A 14,257-nucleotide genomic window follows, 5' to 3' on the forward strand; every position below is an offset into this window, starting at 1 on the left:
CGACGTTAAGGTGCGGGATGGGGATCGCTCGGCTCGTCTGTCGGCTGGTACCCGCAGATATCATGTTGACGGTCCCTCCACCCTGGCTCCTACATACCTCGTAGGAGCCGGGAGGAACATACAAGCCCATGCTCGGCTGCCTTTCGCGCCATCCGGGAAGAGCAGCCGAGCGTGGGCTCGGCTCTACACGGAGCGGCAAGGCGGTCGAGCAAGCTCGACCCCTACCCGAGCGAAGCGCTCAGCGCCGCTTGGCCCATTTGTAGAACCGCTTCCAGCCCTGGCGCACGGCGGCGACCCAGCCCGGGTCGGCCACCAGTGCGACCTGCGCGGCACTCGGCGCCTGGCCGGTCACGCGCTGGCGGATCTTCAGCAGATTCTTCATGTCGCTGCGGCGCATCTGCCGGCTCAGCGGGCCGCGCCGCAGCCAGCGCGGGGCGCGCCAGGCCGAGGTGAAGTCCAGCAGCACCGGTACGCCACCGCTGACGACTACGTTGGTGCCATGCAGGTCGTTGTGGGTGATGCCGGCGGCATGCAGGCGGCTGAGCGCGTGCTGCAGCTGCTCGAACACTTCATTGCCCACGGCCTGTGCGCTGCTGAGCGTCTGGCCGGGAATGAACTCCATGCCCAGCGCCAGGCCACCCAGCGTGCCGAGCAGCGCGGGTGCGTGCTTCCAGCCGCCGAGGCGCTGCAGCATGCGGGCTTCGCGGCGCACCATCAGCCGCGCGATCAGCGAAACGGGGGTGCCGCGGTAGCGGGAGTAATCCTTGATGACCGCCTCGCGCCCGTCCAGGCAGGTGCGGTAGACGTCGGGGGCCAGGAAACGCTCGCCGCGCTTGAGCAGCAGCGGGGAGGCGGCGTCATCGCCGCAGGAGGAGGGGGGCAGAGCAGGAAGATACATGTCGGGGTCTCGGACGACCCGGTGGGTGGCGCAAAGCGTCAAGCGAACCGGTGTTACAGGGAGTTACTAAGTTTTCGTTAATTTTAGTACTCGCCAGTTCGCTATTCCACGATTTGTCGGAGAAATGTCGGGGTCGTGACTGGAACAGTTCGTCACGCAGAATCGGACAATTATGTCTCACTTATAAGGATCACCTTGCTGGATCAAGGGGTTGGGTGCTCTTTCGGCCCATTCATCTGCGCCGCGCTGAACGCGGCGCACGTCCGGCTTGACCCCGGCGCACGCCCTGCCGACCATAAGCTGTTAACCCGCGACATCGGCGGCCGCCCCCCTCCGGCACGTCCCCGTCCCCTGCCGCGTTCCCCACCGGTGCTGGCCGCCAGGCCGTGCATCGCCCCGTTTCCCGTTCCGGCCGCGGCTGGAGGAAAGTGCTTTGATTATCAAGATCGTCCTTGCAGCGCTGTTCGTGGCCTGCGTGCTGTACATCCACTTCCGTGGCAAGGTCCGCGCGCGCTGGTCGCGCCAGCTGCTGGACCATTCCAGTTTCATGGCCCCGATCAACGTGGTCATGTACATGTTCTCGAAGGTGCCGACCACGCCGTTCCTGGATCCGGCCAAGGAGTTCCCGCAGCTGGAGCCGCTGCGCCAGAACTGGCAGATGATCCGCGACGAGGCGCTGGCGCTGCGCGACGCGCAGAAGATCGCCGCCTCCAGCACGTTCAACGATGCCGGCTTCAACTCGTTCTTCCGCCGTGGCTGGAAGCGCTTCTACCTGAAGTGGTATGGCCCGTCGCACCCGTCGGCCAAGGCGATGTGCCCGAAGACCACGGCGTTGCTGGAGTCGCTGCCGGACGTGCGTGCGGCGATGTTCGCGCAGCTGCCGTCGGGCAGCGAACTGCGCCCGCACCGCGACCCGTTCGCCGGTTCGCTGCGCCTGCACCTGGGCCTGGCCACGCCCAACAATGACGGCTGCTACATCGAAGTGGACGGCATCAAGAAGAGCTGGCGCGATGGCGAGTGGATGATGTTCGACGAGACCTACATCCACCACGCGCACAACGAGACGCCGGATGACCGGGTGATCCTGTTCTGCGACATCGCCCGCCCGCTGCGCTTCGGCCTGCCGGGCCTGTTCAACCGCGCGGTGGCGGCCACGCTGCTGGCCGGCGGTGCATCGCCGAACCTGCCGGGTGACCCGACCGGTGGCGTCAACAAGGCGTTCGGCAGCGTCTACAAGGTGCGCCTGAAGGCCAAGGCACTGCGCGAGCGCAGCGTGGTGGCCTACCAGCTGATCAAGTGGGGCCTGGTGGTGGCGGTGATCGCGGGGATCTGGGCGCTTTGATCGAACCGCCGCCGGGCATGGCCCGGCGCTGGCGGACTTCGCGGGGGATGCTGTAGAGCCGAGCCCATGCTCGGCTGCATTTCGCGCAGAAGCAGCCGAGCATGGGCTCGGCTCTACAGAAAGCAAAAACCCGCGCTGTTGCCAGCGCGGGTTTTTCATTGGATGGGTGCCGACCGTTGGTCGGCACGCCTTACTTCAATGCTGCCTGCACGAACGGCGGGGTCACCAGCACGCCGGTGTGCAGCGCGGCGGTGTAGTACAGGGTGTTGAAGGTCTTGGCAGCCGAGTCGGCCTGGCGGAAGTCGAAGCTGCTGTCGCCCTTGCGCGCCATGGTCACGCTCCACCAGCCGGTGGGGTAGCACGGCTGCGGGAACGGCAGGGTCTTGAACGAACCGAAGCCGGCCTTGCCCATCTCGGTGCGCATTTCGTTGATCAGGTCCAGCTGCATCAGCGGCGACTCGGACTGCTGCACCAGGATGCCGTCGTCCTTCAGGGCCTTGAAGCAGCTCTCGTAGAAGGCCTTGTTGAACAGGCCTTCGCCGGGGCCGACCGGGTCGGTCGAATCAACGATCACCACGTCCACGCTGCCGGCCGGGCAGTTGGCCATGTAGGCCACGCCGTCGTCGAACAGCAGCTCGGCGCGGGCGTCGTCGTTGGAGTCGCACAGTTCCGGGAAGTGCTTGCGCGCCATCACCGTGACCTGCTCGTCGATGTCGCACTGGGTCACGCTCTCCACGCCCTTGTGCTTGAGCACTTCGCGCAGGGTGCCGCAGTCGCCGCCACCGATGATCACCACGCGCTTGGGCGCGGCGTGGGTGAACAGCACCGGGTGGCTGATCATCTCGTGGTAGAAGAAGTTGTCCTTGCTGGTCAGCATGATGGCCCCGTCGATGGTCATCAGGTTGCCCCAGTCGGTGGTCTGGAAGATCTCGATCTTCTGGAACGGCGACTGCACCTCGTCCAGCTTGCCGGTGATGCGGTAGCCGATGGCCGAGCCGGTGCGCTCGAAGTGTTCGATGTACCAGTTGTTGCTGTCAGTCATTGAAAACAGTCCTGTTCGGAGGGGTGAAGCCGGGCTGGCGGGCGGGGCCGCGTGGCACAGATGCCACATCCGGACGGATCGGCCTGTTCAGGTTGAAACCTGTCACGGGCGCGGGCGCGCATGATAACGAACCTGTGGGCATATAGGCGTTATCATGCCCCCCCTTTTATTGCCAACAAGGCCGACTGAAATGACCGATTGGTCCCTCGACCAAGCCCGCAAGACCTACTCGATCCCGCATTGGGCGGACGGTTACTTCGACGTGGATCAGGCCGGGCACATGGTGGTGAGACCGACCGGGGCGGATGGCCCGGTGGTGTCGCTGCCCAAGGTGGTCGATGCTGCGCGCGCGGCCGGCGCCAAGCTGCCGCTGCTGGTGCGCTTCCCGGACATCCTCGGCCAGCGCCTGGGCAAGCTGCAGGCGGCCTTCGGCCAGGCCCAGCAGGACTGGGAGTACAGCGGCGGTTACACCGCCGTGTACCCGATCAAGGTCAACCAGACCCGCGGCGTGGCCGGCACCCTGGCCAGCCACCACGGCGAGGGCTTCGGCCTGGAAGCGGGCAGCAAGCCCGAGCTGATGGCCGTGCTGGCGCTGTCGCGCCCGGGTGGCCTGATCGTCTGCAACGGCTACAAGGACCGCGAGTACATCCGCCTGGCCCTGATCGGCCGCAAGCTGGGCCTGCAGACCTTCATTGTCATCGAGAAGCCGTCCGAGCTGAAGCTGGTGCTGGAAGAGTCCAAGGCCCTGGACGTGAAGCCGGGCCTGGGCGTGCGCATGCGCCTGGCCTCGCTGGGCGCCGGCAAGTGGCAGAACAGCGGTGGCGACAAGGCCAAGTTCGGCCTGTCGCCGCGCCAGCTGCTGGACCTGTGGAAGTCGCTGCGTGACACCGAGTACGCCGACTGCCTGAACCTGCTGCACTTCCACATGGGTTCGCAGATCTCCAACGTGCGCGACATCGCCAACGGCATGCGCGAAGCCACCCGCTATTTCGTGGAGCTGTCGCGCCTGGGCGCGAAGATCACCCACGTCGATGTGGGTGGTGGCCTGGGCGTAGACTATGAAGGCACCCGTTCGCGCAGCTTCTGCTCGATCAACTACGGCCTGCATTCCTACGCCAGCAACATCGTGCAGCCGCTGGCCAATGCCTGCGAAGAATTCGGCCTGACCCCGCCGCGCATCGTCACCGAGTGCGGCCGCGCGATGACCGCGCACCACGCGGTACTGATCGCCAACGTGTCGGAAGTGGAAGAGGCACAGGAAGGCCGCGTGCCGGACCAGCACGACGACGAACCGGCGGCGATCCGCCACCTGCGCGAGATCCACGACGAGCTGGACGTGCGCCCGGCGGTGGAACTGTTCCAGGAAGCCCAGCATTTCCACGCCGAAGGCCTGGCCAGCTATGCGCTGGGCCAGATCGACCTGCCGCAGCGTGCGCGCATCGACGATCTGTTCTACGCCATCGCCCATGGCGTGCGTGCACGCCTGAGCTACGACGAGAAGAGCCATCGCCCGGTGCTGGACGAACTGAACGAGCGCCTGGTCGACAAGTACTTCGTCAACTTCAGCGTGTTCGAATCGATCCCGGACGTGTGGGCGATCGACCAGGTGTTCCCGATCGTGCCGATCGAGCGCCTGGACGAAACCCCGGACCGTCGCGGCATCATCGCCGACATGACCTGCGACTCGGACGGCATGGTGGAAACCTATGTCGAGAACGAGAGCCTGGACAGCTCGCTGCCGCTGCACCAGATGAAGCCGGGCGAGAGCTACCGCATCGGGTTCTTCATGGTCGGCGCCTACCAGGAAATCCTGGGCGACATCCACAACCTGTTCGGTGATACCGACGCGGTGGAAGTGCTGGCCGATGCCGATGGCTATGCCATCACCCAGCAGCGCCGTGGCGACACCACCGACGTGATGCTGGATTACGTGGGTTACCGCCTGGACGAGCTGCGCGCCACCTATGCGCAGCGCGTGGCCGAGGCGCAGCTGTCGCCGGAACGCGCGCAGGAGCTGTCGGAGGCGCTGGAAGCCGGCCTGACCGGTTACACCTACCTGTCCGACGAACCGCTGGTCTGAGGTAAACGGGAACGCCGGGCATAGGCCCGGCGCTACCGGTCCCGATGAGCGCCCGCGCGATCTTCCACCTGTTCCTGCATGCCGCCGTGCCAGCCCTGCTGGCATGGCTGTTCTGGCGCAAGCGCTTCGCCTCGGCGTGGCTGCTGATGCTGCTGGGCTGGATCATCGATCTGGACCACCTGCTGGCCGATCCGATCTACGCGCCGAACCGCTGCAGCATCGGTTTCCATCCGCTGCACACCGCGCCGGCCATCGCGGTCTATGCAGGGCTGTGCGTGCCGAAGAAGACGCGGCTGGTGGGTATCGGTCTGATCATCCACATCGTGCTGGACGCGATTGATTGCTGGTGGATGCATCACCGTTGATGGAGGCCTTGCGAAGGGCCCCGCTCTGGTAGCTGCCGACCTTGGTTGGCGCTGGGGAATGCGTGTCGACCCAGGTCGACACCTACCGGGTGTACGGTGACCGGCCCTGGTAGCTGCCGACCCTGGTCGGCACCTACCGCTGGGTTGTGCCCGGCAACCACAACGTCGCACGCAGGCCGGGCTGCGCATTCTCCAACGCCACGCGCCCACCATAACTGGCGGCGATATCCCCTACGATCGCCAGGCCCAATCCACTGCTGCCTTCGCGCTCATCCAGCCGCACGCCGCGCTGGGTGACCCGTTCCAGCGCGTCTGCAGCCAGGCCGGGGCCGTCGTCGCGTACTTCGATGCGCAACTGGCCTTCGTTGACTTCCGCACTGACGTGAACCTGCTGCTGTGCCCACCGCCCGGCATTGTCCAGCAGGTTGCCCAGCATCTCTTCCAGATCCGCGCCGGCACCGGCGAACTGCAGCGCCGGATCGATGCCTGCGGCTGTGAACGTGATGCCACGCTCGCCATGCACGCGTGCCATCAGCCGGCACATCGCCTGTGCGACGACTGCCACGAGGGTCCGCTGGCGATGGTCTGCGGCCAACCCCGCAGCCAGGTAACGGTCGACACTGGCCTGCATGCGGGCACTCTGCTCGCGCACCGTGGCACGCCAGTGCGTGCCGTCGCCGTCAGCCTCGGTGGCCAATACGCTCAGCGGGGTCTTCAGCGCATGCGCCAGATCCTGCGCGCTGGTGCGCGCCCGCGCGACCATGCGTTGCTGGTGGTCCAGCAGCGCGTTGAGTTCTTCACCCAGTGGCGCGACTTCCGCGCCCAGCCCCTGCGTGTCGATGCGCTGCGCATCGCCGCGCCGTATCCGTTCCAGCTGCGCACCGAGGCGATGCAGCGGGCGCAGGCCGAAGTGTACCTGGCTGGCCAGCACCGCCAGCCACGCCGCGACCAGCACGCCCAGGGCGATGACGGTACGTTTGCGGAATGCGGCAACATCCGCATCCAGCGCGCTGCGGTCGGTGGCGACCACGGCCACGAATGGTTCGCTGGCGCGTGGCAGGCGGACCTGCTGCACACGCGCACGCAGGGATTGCTGCAGTGGTCCGGCCAGATTGCGCGTGGACGGCCCGGCAGCCGGCGCCGGCAGGGTTTCATCCCACAGCGAGCGCGACTGCAGCAGCACGCGGCCATCGGCACCGGCGATCTGCCAATAGGCACCGGAGAACACGCGCTGGAAGCGCGCGTCATTGGGTTCCTGGCGCAGGCGCAGCTGTCCGTCCGCATCCACTTCGGCCTGTGCCAGCAGGGTCAGCATGTCCTGCTGCAGTTCGTGGTCGAAGCGATCGCGCGCGCTGCGCTTGAACAGCTCGCCCAGCAGCGCACTGGCCAGCAGTGAGACCAGCAGCAGGCCGATGCCGCCGGCCAGCAGCAGGCGGCGCCGCAGCGACGGCTGCCGGTTCATGGCGCGGCCAGCCGCCAGCCCTGGCCGCGCACGGTCTGGATCAGGTCGGTGCCGAGCTTGCGGCGCACCCGCCCGAGCAGCACGTCCAGTGCGTTGGAGTCCGGGTCATGGCCACCGTCGAACACCTGTTCGCCCAGGCGGTCGCGGCCGATCACCTGCCCACTGTGGTGGATGAAATAGCTGAGCAGGCGGAACTCCTGCGGGCTGAGGGGCAGCGCCTGCCCGTCCAGTTCAAAGCGGCCGGCGTTGACGTCCAGTTGCAGCGGGCCGCAATGCAGGCGCGGGCTGGCGTGGCCATGGCTGCGGCGGATCAGGGCGCGCAGGCGCAGCACCAGTTCGTCGGCCTGGAAGGGTTTGGTGAGGTAATCGTCGGCACCGGCGTCGAAGCCGGCCAGCTTGTCGTGCCAGCGCCCGCGTGCGGTCAGTACCAGCACCGGAAACCCGCGGCCGTTGCCACGCCAGCGCTCGATCACGCTCAGCCCATCCAGTCCGGGCAGGCCGAGGTCGACGATGGCGGCCTGCAGGTCTTCGACCTGGCCGATCTCTTCGGCCTGGCGACCGTCGGCGACCAACGCCACGACATAACCGGCCTGTTCCAGCAGGGGAACCAGGCGCTGTGCCAGTGCGGCATCGTCTTCGGCCAACAGGATGCGCATCAGTCGTCGAGCTCCGTCTTCAGCAGCTTTCCGCTGCGCGCATCATAGTCCAGCTCCACCACCACGCCGTCGCCGCGCAGGATCTCCACTTCGTAGACGCCGTCGTCCAGCTCCACTTCCAGCAGCTGGCCCGGGTAGCGCTTGAGTGCATCGCGTACCACGCTTTCCAGCGGCACGTAGCGGCCCTGCTGCACGGCGCGGCGTGCAACCTGCTGCGCCGGGTCCTGCGCGGGCGCGGCGGCGATCGGGGCGTTGGCCAGGGCCAGCAGCAGGGGCAGGGTGGAGAGCATGCGGGTGCGCAAGTAAAAGAGGGGAACAGGCGCGAGTGTGGAGGAGGTGACTAACAACGGGCTAACAGCCACGGCTAAGGCGCTGTTAACCGGGCCATGCATGGTGGCGTTGCCGGGATGGTCCGGCCACGAACACGAACAGGAGAACCCCCATGTTGAAGTCGCTCACCCTCGCCGCCGTTGCTCTGCTGGCCATCGCACCGGCCGCACAGGCTGCTCCGCTGGGCATGGCCCAGGTCGAGCAGGCGCTGCGCAAGGCCGGTTACACCCAGATCCACGAGATCGAACGCGATGACGGCCTGTGGGAGGCTGACGTGAGCCGCGCCGATGGCCGCTTCAGCGAGGTCTACGTGGACCCGAAGACCGGCGAGATCTTCGATGAGCACAGCGGCCGCGCGCTGCTGACCACCGAGCAGGTGCTGGCACGGGCGCAGTCGCATGGCCTGCGCGAGATCCATTCGCTGGAACGTGATGGTGCGACCTGGTCGCTGGAAGCGCGCAACACCCGCAACCAGAAGGTGGAGGTGCGCCTGAGCGGCTACGACGGCCGCATCCTGCACAGCGAGCGCGACGGCTGGCTGGATTGACGCCAGATCCCCGGTGGATGCCAACCTTGGTCGGCCCGCGGAAGAGGGGTGTCGACCAAGGTCGACACCCACCGGCACATGCAGCGGTGGATGCCAACCTTGGTCGGCCCGCGCGGAAGAAGTGTGTCGACCAAGGTCGACACCTACCGGCACATGCAGCGGTAGTGGCCGACCTCGGTCGGCCCGCATCCCGCGCGCGGCTTACCAGCCGTACGGCGGCGGGTAATCCCAGCCCGGGCCGCGGCCGTAGTAGCCGCCATACGGGCCGAAGAAGCCCGGGCCCTTGCCTTCACTCACATGGATGTTGAGGTTGACCCCGTGGGTCTTGCCTTCATCGGTGGTGTAGTTCTTGCTCAGGTTCAGTGTGGCCGCGTTGTAGTGGCTGTTGCCGCCGTTCTTCGAATAGCCGATGCCGGTGGTGAAGCTGCCGGACACCTTGACCTTGTCGTCGGTCACGTCGGCGATCTTGGCGTCGTCGTGCACGCGCGGGCCGCTCTTGTCACCGTAATAGGTGCCGGGCGGGTCCTGCTGCAGGGCCGGGTCGTTGAGGTAGCGCATCGGCGCCTGCGGCAGCGTCAGGTCCAGGCCAGCGGCCTGCGGCGCGGTGGCGCCAGCGGCGGACTGGGCCAGCACGGTTCCCGGCAGGGCCAGGCACAGCAGCAGGGTCAGGGGGCGGATCATGACGGCGCTCCAGCGGGCAGGTGGCCGCGCAACACGCGGCGGTACAGGCCGACGCTAGCAGGGGTTGCTTGAATGATGCCTGTCGGCGCCCGATTGGGGTAGAGCCGGGCCATTCCGGGCCGCGCGCTACAACCGGCCGAACCCGAACAGCCCCTCCAGCGCATGCCTGCGCCGCTCGATCCGGGCCCGCAGCAGCTGGGCGCCGATCATCGAATAGGTGATGCCGTTGCCGCCGTAGGCCATGGCGAAGTGCACCCGTGGCCCCCACTGGTCGTGCGGGCCGAAGAACGGCAGGCCGTCTGCCGTCTCGGCGAAGGTACCGGCCCAGGAGAAGGCGGGCACCGGGTTCAGCCGGGGGAACCAGTGCAGCAGCTGGTCCATTAACTGGCCGGCCTTGCGGTGCACGCGCCGGTCGCGGCGGGCCGGGATGTCGATGGCATCGTCCAGCCCGCCCACCAGCAGGCGACGGTCGCCGGTCGCGCGCAGGTACAGGTACGGGCGCGCACTTTCCCACACCATCGTGCGCTGCAGGCGGCCCAGCAGCTCCGCATCGATGGGATCGGTGATGAAGGCGTAGCTGCTTCGGTTACGGGCAACCCGCTGCTGCAGCCACTTCTGGTTGGCATAGCCCATCGCCAGCACCACGTGGCGGGCGTGGATCGTGGCGCCGCCCTCGGTGAGGGCGCTCACGCCCCGCGCGGTGGGTGTGAGCGTGTGCAGCACCGTGCGGTCGTGCACCGGGTTGCCACGTCGACGCACGCGTTGCAGCAGCGCATAGGTCAGGCGGTAGGGATCGACCCGCGCGGCCTGGCGCGTGAGCAGCGCGCCGCCGGCGTCCACGTCGAAGCGCTCGCGCAGCGCCCGCCGGTCCAGCCAGCGGGCGTCCAGCCCAATGTCACGGCGCGCGGCCCCTTCCGCCATCAGGCGCGGCACGTCGCGACGGCGGCTGGCCAGGTACAGGCTGTCCATGCGCTGGAAATCCACGTCCTTCAACCCGCGTGCCACGTCGCCCAGGGCCGGGATCGCTTCGGCACACGCGCGGTAGGCCAGAGCGGCGTCCTCGCCATAGCGCTGGGCCAGTTCCAGCAGATGCGTATCGATCTCGTACTGCAGCAGGGCGGTGCTGGCCGCAGTGCTGCCCCAGCCGATGTCGCGCTGCTCGATCACCGCCACGCCATGGCCATGCCGGGACAGCTCGTCGGCGATCAGCGCGCCGGTGATGCCGCCGCCCACCACCAGTACGTCGCAGCGCAGGTCCTGCTGCAGCGGCGGGAACGCATGGATCAGGCCGTTGCGTACCGCCCACCACGGGTAACCGCTTTTCAGGTCCATAGCGGCGGGCAGCTCAGGCCGTGGGCCGGCCGGTGTGCGGGGTCTGGATCAGTTCGGACAGATCGAAGCCCTGCAGGCGGGCCGCCGCCAGATAATGGTCCTGCACGGTCGCGTCCAGGCGTGGCTCGCGCGCCAACAGCCACAGGTACTTTCGATCCGGGCTGCCGACCAGCGAGACGCTGTAGTCCGGGGCAACCTGGATCACCCAGTAGTCACCCTTGGCGAACGGCAGCCAGCGCAGGCCCTTGGGCAGGAAACTCACCTCAAGGCGGGCGCTGTCGTTGTCGACGGCGCAGGCCTCGCCACTGGCCTCTTCGATCTCGCCGTCCATGCGGCAGCGGTTGGTGACGCCAACGTTGCCGTTGTCGAGCAGGGTGTAGTGCGCCGACACGTCGGTGCAGCCCTCCGGCTCGTGGCGCATCGGCAGGCGCGCGATCTCGTACCAGGTGCCCAGGTAGCGGGGCAGCTTGAGGTCGGCGACGGTCTTCAGCGGCGGGTGCTCGGTCATCGTTCATCGTGGCAGGGGTGGGCCTCCACGATGCCGATGGCCTTGCCATGGGCGGGTGAAGCCGGGGCGATGGCCGTGTCCAGAACGTTCCGTCGCCGCGGCGGAGCGCCCGCTGTCACCGGCGTGGCGGTATCCTGCCGCCAGCGCCGTGTTTCCCTGATCCAACCGAGGTGGAGGTGCCGATGTACCAGGTGATCCTGTTGAAGAGTGAATCCGCGTTCGCGCGCGAACAGTGGCCGCAGGTCGACGACCTGGTCGACTACGAGGGCGTCAGCTACAGCCTGCGTGCCGGCCCGCGGCAGCCGTTGCCGACCGACCACGACTGGCACCCGGTGGCGGTGTATGCGCCCGATGAGATCACCGAGGAAGAGTTCCAGGACTGGTATGCGCTGCAGCAGCCGACGGTGGAAGAGCTGCGCCTGAAGTACTGAGTACCGCGGCGCGCCCCCATCCGCCCTTTACCGGCTCTGCCGTATAGTCGCGCGCAGGCGCGGTGGTCCGCGCGAACCGGTGTGGCTGGCTTGTCTTCTTTCCTGCGATCGATCCGTGCACGGGGGCCCTGGTGGGTCCTGCTGCTGTGCACCGCCTTCCTGCTGTCCGCGCCGGTGCTGGCGCAGGATGAGGACCCCACGCCGAAGCAGCAGCTGGCGGATATCGATTCCAGCCTGAAGGATGTGGAGCGCAAGCGTGGCGATGCGGAAGCCACCGAGACGCTGGCGATGCTGTCCGAGAATGCCTCGCAGGCACGGCGCGACGCCGAGGCGCTGGAAAAGGCATTGCAGCCTCAGCTGGATCGACTCAACGAACAGCTGGCGCAGCTGGGAACGCCGGCAGAGGGCACCACTGAACCGCCGGAGCTGGCGGCGCAACGGCGCACCCTCACCAAACAGCGCGACGGCCTGGCTGCTTCGGTGGTGCAGGCCAAGGCCAGTGCCGTGCGTGCACAGCAGCTGGCGGCGGACATCGAGCAGCAGCGCACCGCGCAGCGCACGGAAGAACTGGGCCAGAAGGTCGCCTCGCCGCTGTCTCCGGCGCTGTGGAGCAAGGTGGCCGAGCGCCTGCCGATCGATATCGCACGCGTTGCGCCGTTGGCCGGGCAGGGGCGCGACGCGCTGGTCGCTGGCATCCGTGCCAATGGCTGGGGCACGCCGCTGCTGGGCCTGGTGGCCGCGCTGGCGATGATGTTCCCGCTGCGGCTGTGGCTGCGCCGGATGGGGCGGCAGTTCGCCGCGTCCGATCGTGCACCCGATGGCCGCCTGCGCCGTTCCGGCCTGGCCATGTGGCTGCTGCTGGTGGGCACGCTGCTGCCCGGTTATGCCGTGGTGGTGCTGATGGCGGCGCTGGACGCCGTCGACGCGATCGCGCCGCGCCTGCAGGTGGTGGCCGACGGCCTGGAGACCGCCACCTTCCGCGCCGCCTTCATTGCCGCACTCAGCGCCTGCCTGCTGGTGCCCAAGCGCCCGTCGTGGCGCCTGTTGAACCTGGACGACACCGCCGCGCTGAAACTGCGCAAATACGCCTGGGGCGCGGCGGCGCTGGCCTGGCTGAGCACGGTGCTGGTGGCCCTCGACCAGGCCACGCGCACCAGCGATGTCACCACGGTGGCGCTGGACGGCCTGATTGCGCTGACCTACCTCGGCCTGATCATGGCCATGCTGGTGACCCTGGCGCGCCTGCACCGCCGGCAGACCGCCGAGGCCGAGGCCAAGCTGGAAGCACAGGCCGATGGCCTCGGTGCGAGCACGCCGGTGCGCCGCAGCAGCTGGCTGGTGCTGGCACGGGTAGCGGGCAACATCGCCGTGGTGGCGGCCATCATTGCCACGTTGCTGGGCTACCTGAATTTCGCCAAGTTCGTGAACCAGCAGCTGATCGGCGGCAGCATCGTGGTGCTGGCCGCGACCCTGCTGTTCAAGTTCGTCGACGACCTGAGCACCTGGATACTCAACGCTGACAGCAAGGTCGGCCAGACCATCCTGCTCAGCACCGGCCTGAGCGTGTCGCGGCTGGAGCAGGCCGGCGTGCTGCTGTCGGCGGCGCTGCGCACGATTGTCGTGCTGCTGGCACTGCTGGCGCTGGTGGCGCCGTTCGGCAACATCGGCGCGGTGGTGGAGCGCTTCTTCTCGCTGTTCACCTCCGGGTTCGATGTCGGTGGAACGAAGCTGGAACCGGTGCGCATCGTGCTGGCGGTGCTGGTGCTGCTGGCCGGCCTGGCGATCACCCAGCTGGTGCAGCGCTGGCTGACCGACACCTACCTGCCCAAGACCGAGCTGGACCTGGGCGCACGCAACTCGGTCAGTACGGTTGCCCGCTATGTGGGCATCATCATCGCGGTGATCTGGGCGCTGTCGGCCATGGGCCTGCAGTTGAGCAAGCTGGCATTGCTGGTCAGCGCGCTGTCCGTGGGTATCGGTTTCGGCCTGCAGGTGATCACCCAGAACTTCGTCTCCGGCCTGATCCTGCTGGCCGAGCGCCCGGTGAAGATCGGCGACTGGGTGAAGCTGGGTGACCAGGAGGGCGACATCCGCCGCATCAGCCTGCGTTCCACCGAGATCCAGGTGGGCGACAAGTCGACGTTGATCGTGCCCAACTCCGAGCTGGTCACCAAGACAGTGCGCAACATGACGATGGGCAACAACCAGGGCCGCATCCAGATCCAGTTCGCGGTGCCGCCCAGCACCGATGTCGGCAACCTGCGCCAGGCGCTGCTGGATGCGTACACGGCGCACACGAACGTGCTGAAGCAGCCGGCACCGACGGTCTACATCGACAGCATTGCCGGTGGCCAGATCACCATCAACAGCTTCGCGTACGTGGCCAGCCCGCGGCAGGTCTACGCCACCCGCAGCGATCTGTACTTCAGCCTGCTGCAGATCCTGGCCGAGCGGAACATTCCGCTGTCGACCCCGACCGACATCCACATCACCCGCGATCCGCAGTAGATCCACGCCATGCGTGGATGAAGCCTGTCAGATATCGGCATCAATCCGGGGTCAGATCCGTTTTCCGGGGGAAAA

At 67.5% G+C, this 14,257-nt stretch carries 14 protein-coding genes; 6 read left to right on the forward strand and 8 right to left on the reverse strand.

What is annotated here, in order from left to right:
• Positions 1–238: 238 nt before the first annotated feature.
• Entirely contained in the window at positions 239–898 is a 660-nt protein-coding gene (locus tag B9Y64_RS19720) for an RIO1 family regulatory kinase/ATPase (RefSeq protein ID WP_100442103.1), read from the reverse strand.
• Between the two features lie 436 nt (positions 899–1,334).
• On the opposite strand from B9Y64_RS19720, the gene B9Y64_RS19725 reads away from it, so the two are divergent.
• Positions 1,335–2,240, forward strand: a complete 906-nt coding sequence (locus B9Y64_RS19725) for an aspartyl/asparaginyl beta-hydroxylase domain-containing protein (RefSeq protein WP_180866089.1) — start codon at positions 1,335–1,337, stop codon at positions 2,238–2,240.
• 190 nt (positions 2,241–2,430) lie between these two features.
• On the opposite strand, the gene speE is transcribed toward B9Y64_RS19725, so the two are convergent.
• Positions 2,431–3,282 carry a polyamine aminopropyltransferase gene (gene speE / locus B9Y64_RS19730; protein WP_049403786.1) on the reverse strand — a complete coding sequence of 284 codons (852 nt, stop codon included), beginning with the start codon at positions 3,280–3,282 and terminating at the stop codon, positions 2,431–2,433.
• Positions 3,283–3,472: 190 nt separating this feature from the next.
• Between speE and speA the strand changes: the two genes are divergently transcribed.
• A complete protein-coding gene (speA, locus tag B9Y64_RS19735; protein ID WP_100442105.1) occupies positions 3,473–5,362 on the forward strand; it encodes an arginine decarboxylase in 1,890 nt (629 codons plus the stop codon).
• Between the two features lie 44 nt (positions 5,363–5,406).
• Positions 5,407–5,727, forward strand: coding sequence for a DUF6122 family protein (locus tag B9Y64_RS19740; RefSeq protein ID WP_049417052.1), 321 nt, complete (start codon positions 5,407–5,409; stop codon positions 5,725–5,727).
• A 133-nt stretch (positions 5,728–5,860) separates the two neighbouring features.
• On the opposite strand, the gene B9Y64_RS19745 is transcribed toward B9Y64_RS19740, so the two are convergent.
• Genes B9Y64_RS19745 through B9Y64_RS19755 form a run of 3 tightly spaced genes read right to left on the reverse strand, consistent with a single transcriptional unit; the run spans position 5,861 to position 8,135 of the window.
• On the reverse strand, positions 5,861–7,189 hold the full coding sequence (locus B9Y64_RS19745; protein ID WP_100442106.1) for a sensor histidine kinase: 1,329 nt from the start codon (positions 7,187–7,189) through the stop codon (positions 5,861–5,863).
• Positions 7,186–7,845: a response regulator transcription factor gene (locus B9Y64_RS19750; RefSeq protein ID WP_100442107.1), complete on the reverse strand. Its 660-nt coding sequence runs from the start codon at positions 7,843–7,845 to the stop codon at positions 7,186–7,188. Before B9Y64_RS19750 ends, B9Y64_RS19745 begins: the two co-directional genes overlap by 4 nt.
• Positions 7,845–8,135 carry a PepSY domain-containing protein gene (locus B9Y64_RS19755; RefSeq protein ID WP_100442108.1) on the reverse strand — a complete coding sequence of 97 codons (291 nt, stop codon included), beginning with the start codon at positions 8,133–8,135 and terminating at the stop codon, positions 7,845–7,847. Before B9Y64_RS19755 ends, B9Y64_RS19750 begins: the two co-directional genes overlap by 1 nt.
• A gap of 152 nt (positions 8,136–8,287) precedes the next feature.
• Here B9Y64_RS19755 and B9Y64_RS19760 point away from each other — a divergent pair, with 152 nt between their 5' ends.
• On the forward strand, positions 8,288–8,722 hold the full coding sequence (locus B9Y64_RS19760) for a PepSY domain-containing protein (RefSeq protein ID WP_100442109.1): 435 nt from the start codon (positions 8,288–8,290) through the stop codon (positions 8,720–8,722).
• Between the two features lie 201 nt (positions 8,723–8,923).
• Here the strand turns inward: B9Y64_RS19760 and B9Y64_RS19765 are convergent, their stop codons facing one another.
• The 3 genes from B9Y64_RS19765 to B9Y64_RS19775 form a co-directional block, all read right to left on the reverse strand.
• On the reverse strand, positions 8,924–9,403 hold the full coding sequence (locus B9Y64_RS19765) for a hypothetical protein (RefSeq protein WP_014038776.1): 480 nt from the start codon (positions 9,401–9,403) through the stop codon (positions 8,924–8,926).
• A 126-nt stretch (positions 9,404–9,529) separates the two neighbouring features.
• The gene (locus B9Y64_RS19770) at positions 9,530–10,735 is read right to left on the reverse strand and encodes an NAD(P)/FAD-dependent oxidoreductase (protein ID WP_100442110.1); all 1,206 of its coding nucleotides are present in this window, start codon (positions 10,733–10,735) and stop codon (positions 9,530–9,532) included.
• 13 nt (positions 10,736–10,748) lie between these two features.
• Positions 10,749–11,243 carry a lipocalin family protein gene (locus tag B9Y64_RS19775; protein ID WP_100442111.1) on the reverse strand — a complete coding sequence of 165 codons (495 nt, stop codon included), beginning with the start codon at positions 11,241–11,243 and terminating at the stop codon, positions 10,749–10,751.
• Positions 11,244–11,425: 182 nt separating this feature from the next.
• Between B9Y64_RS19775 and B9Y64_RS19780 the strand changes: the two genes are divergently transcribed.
• Complete coding sequence (locus tag B9Y64_RS19780; RefSeq protein WP_006474562.1) at positions 11,426–11,674, forward strand: hypothetical protein; 249 nt, start codon at positions 11,426–11,428, stop codon at positions 11,672–11,674.
• An 81-nt stretch (positions 11,675–11,755) separates the two neighbouring features.
• Positions 11,756–14,182, forward strand: a complete 2,427-nt coding sequence (locus B9Y64_RS19785; protein ID WP_100442112.1) for a DUF3772 domain-containing protein — start codon at positions 11,756–11,758, stop codon at positions 14,180–14,182.
• The last annotated feature ends 75 nt before the right edge of the window (positions 14,183–14,257 follow it).

Origin of the sequence: Stenotrophomonas maltophilia (genome assembly GCF_002799245.1) — a bacterium.
In the GTDB taxonomy this organism is placed as follows: domain Bacteria; phylum Pseudomonadota; class Gammaproteobacteria; order Xanthomonadales; family Xanthomonadaceae; genus Stenotrophomonas; species Stenotrophomonas maltophilia_S.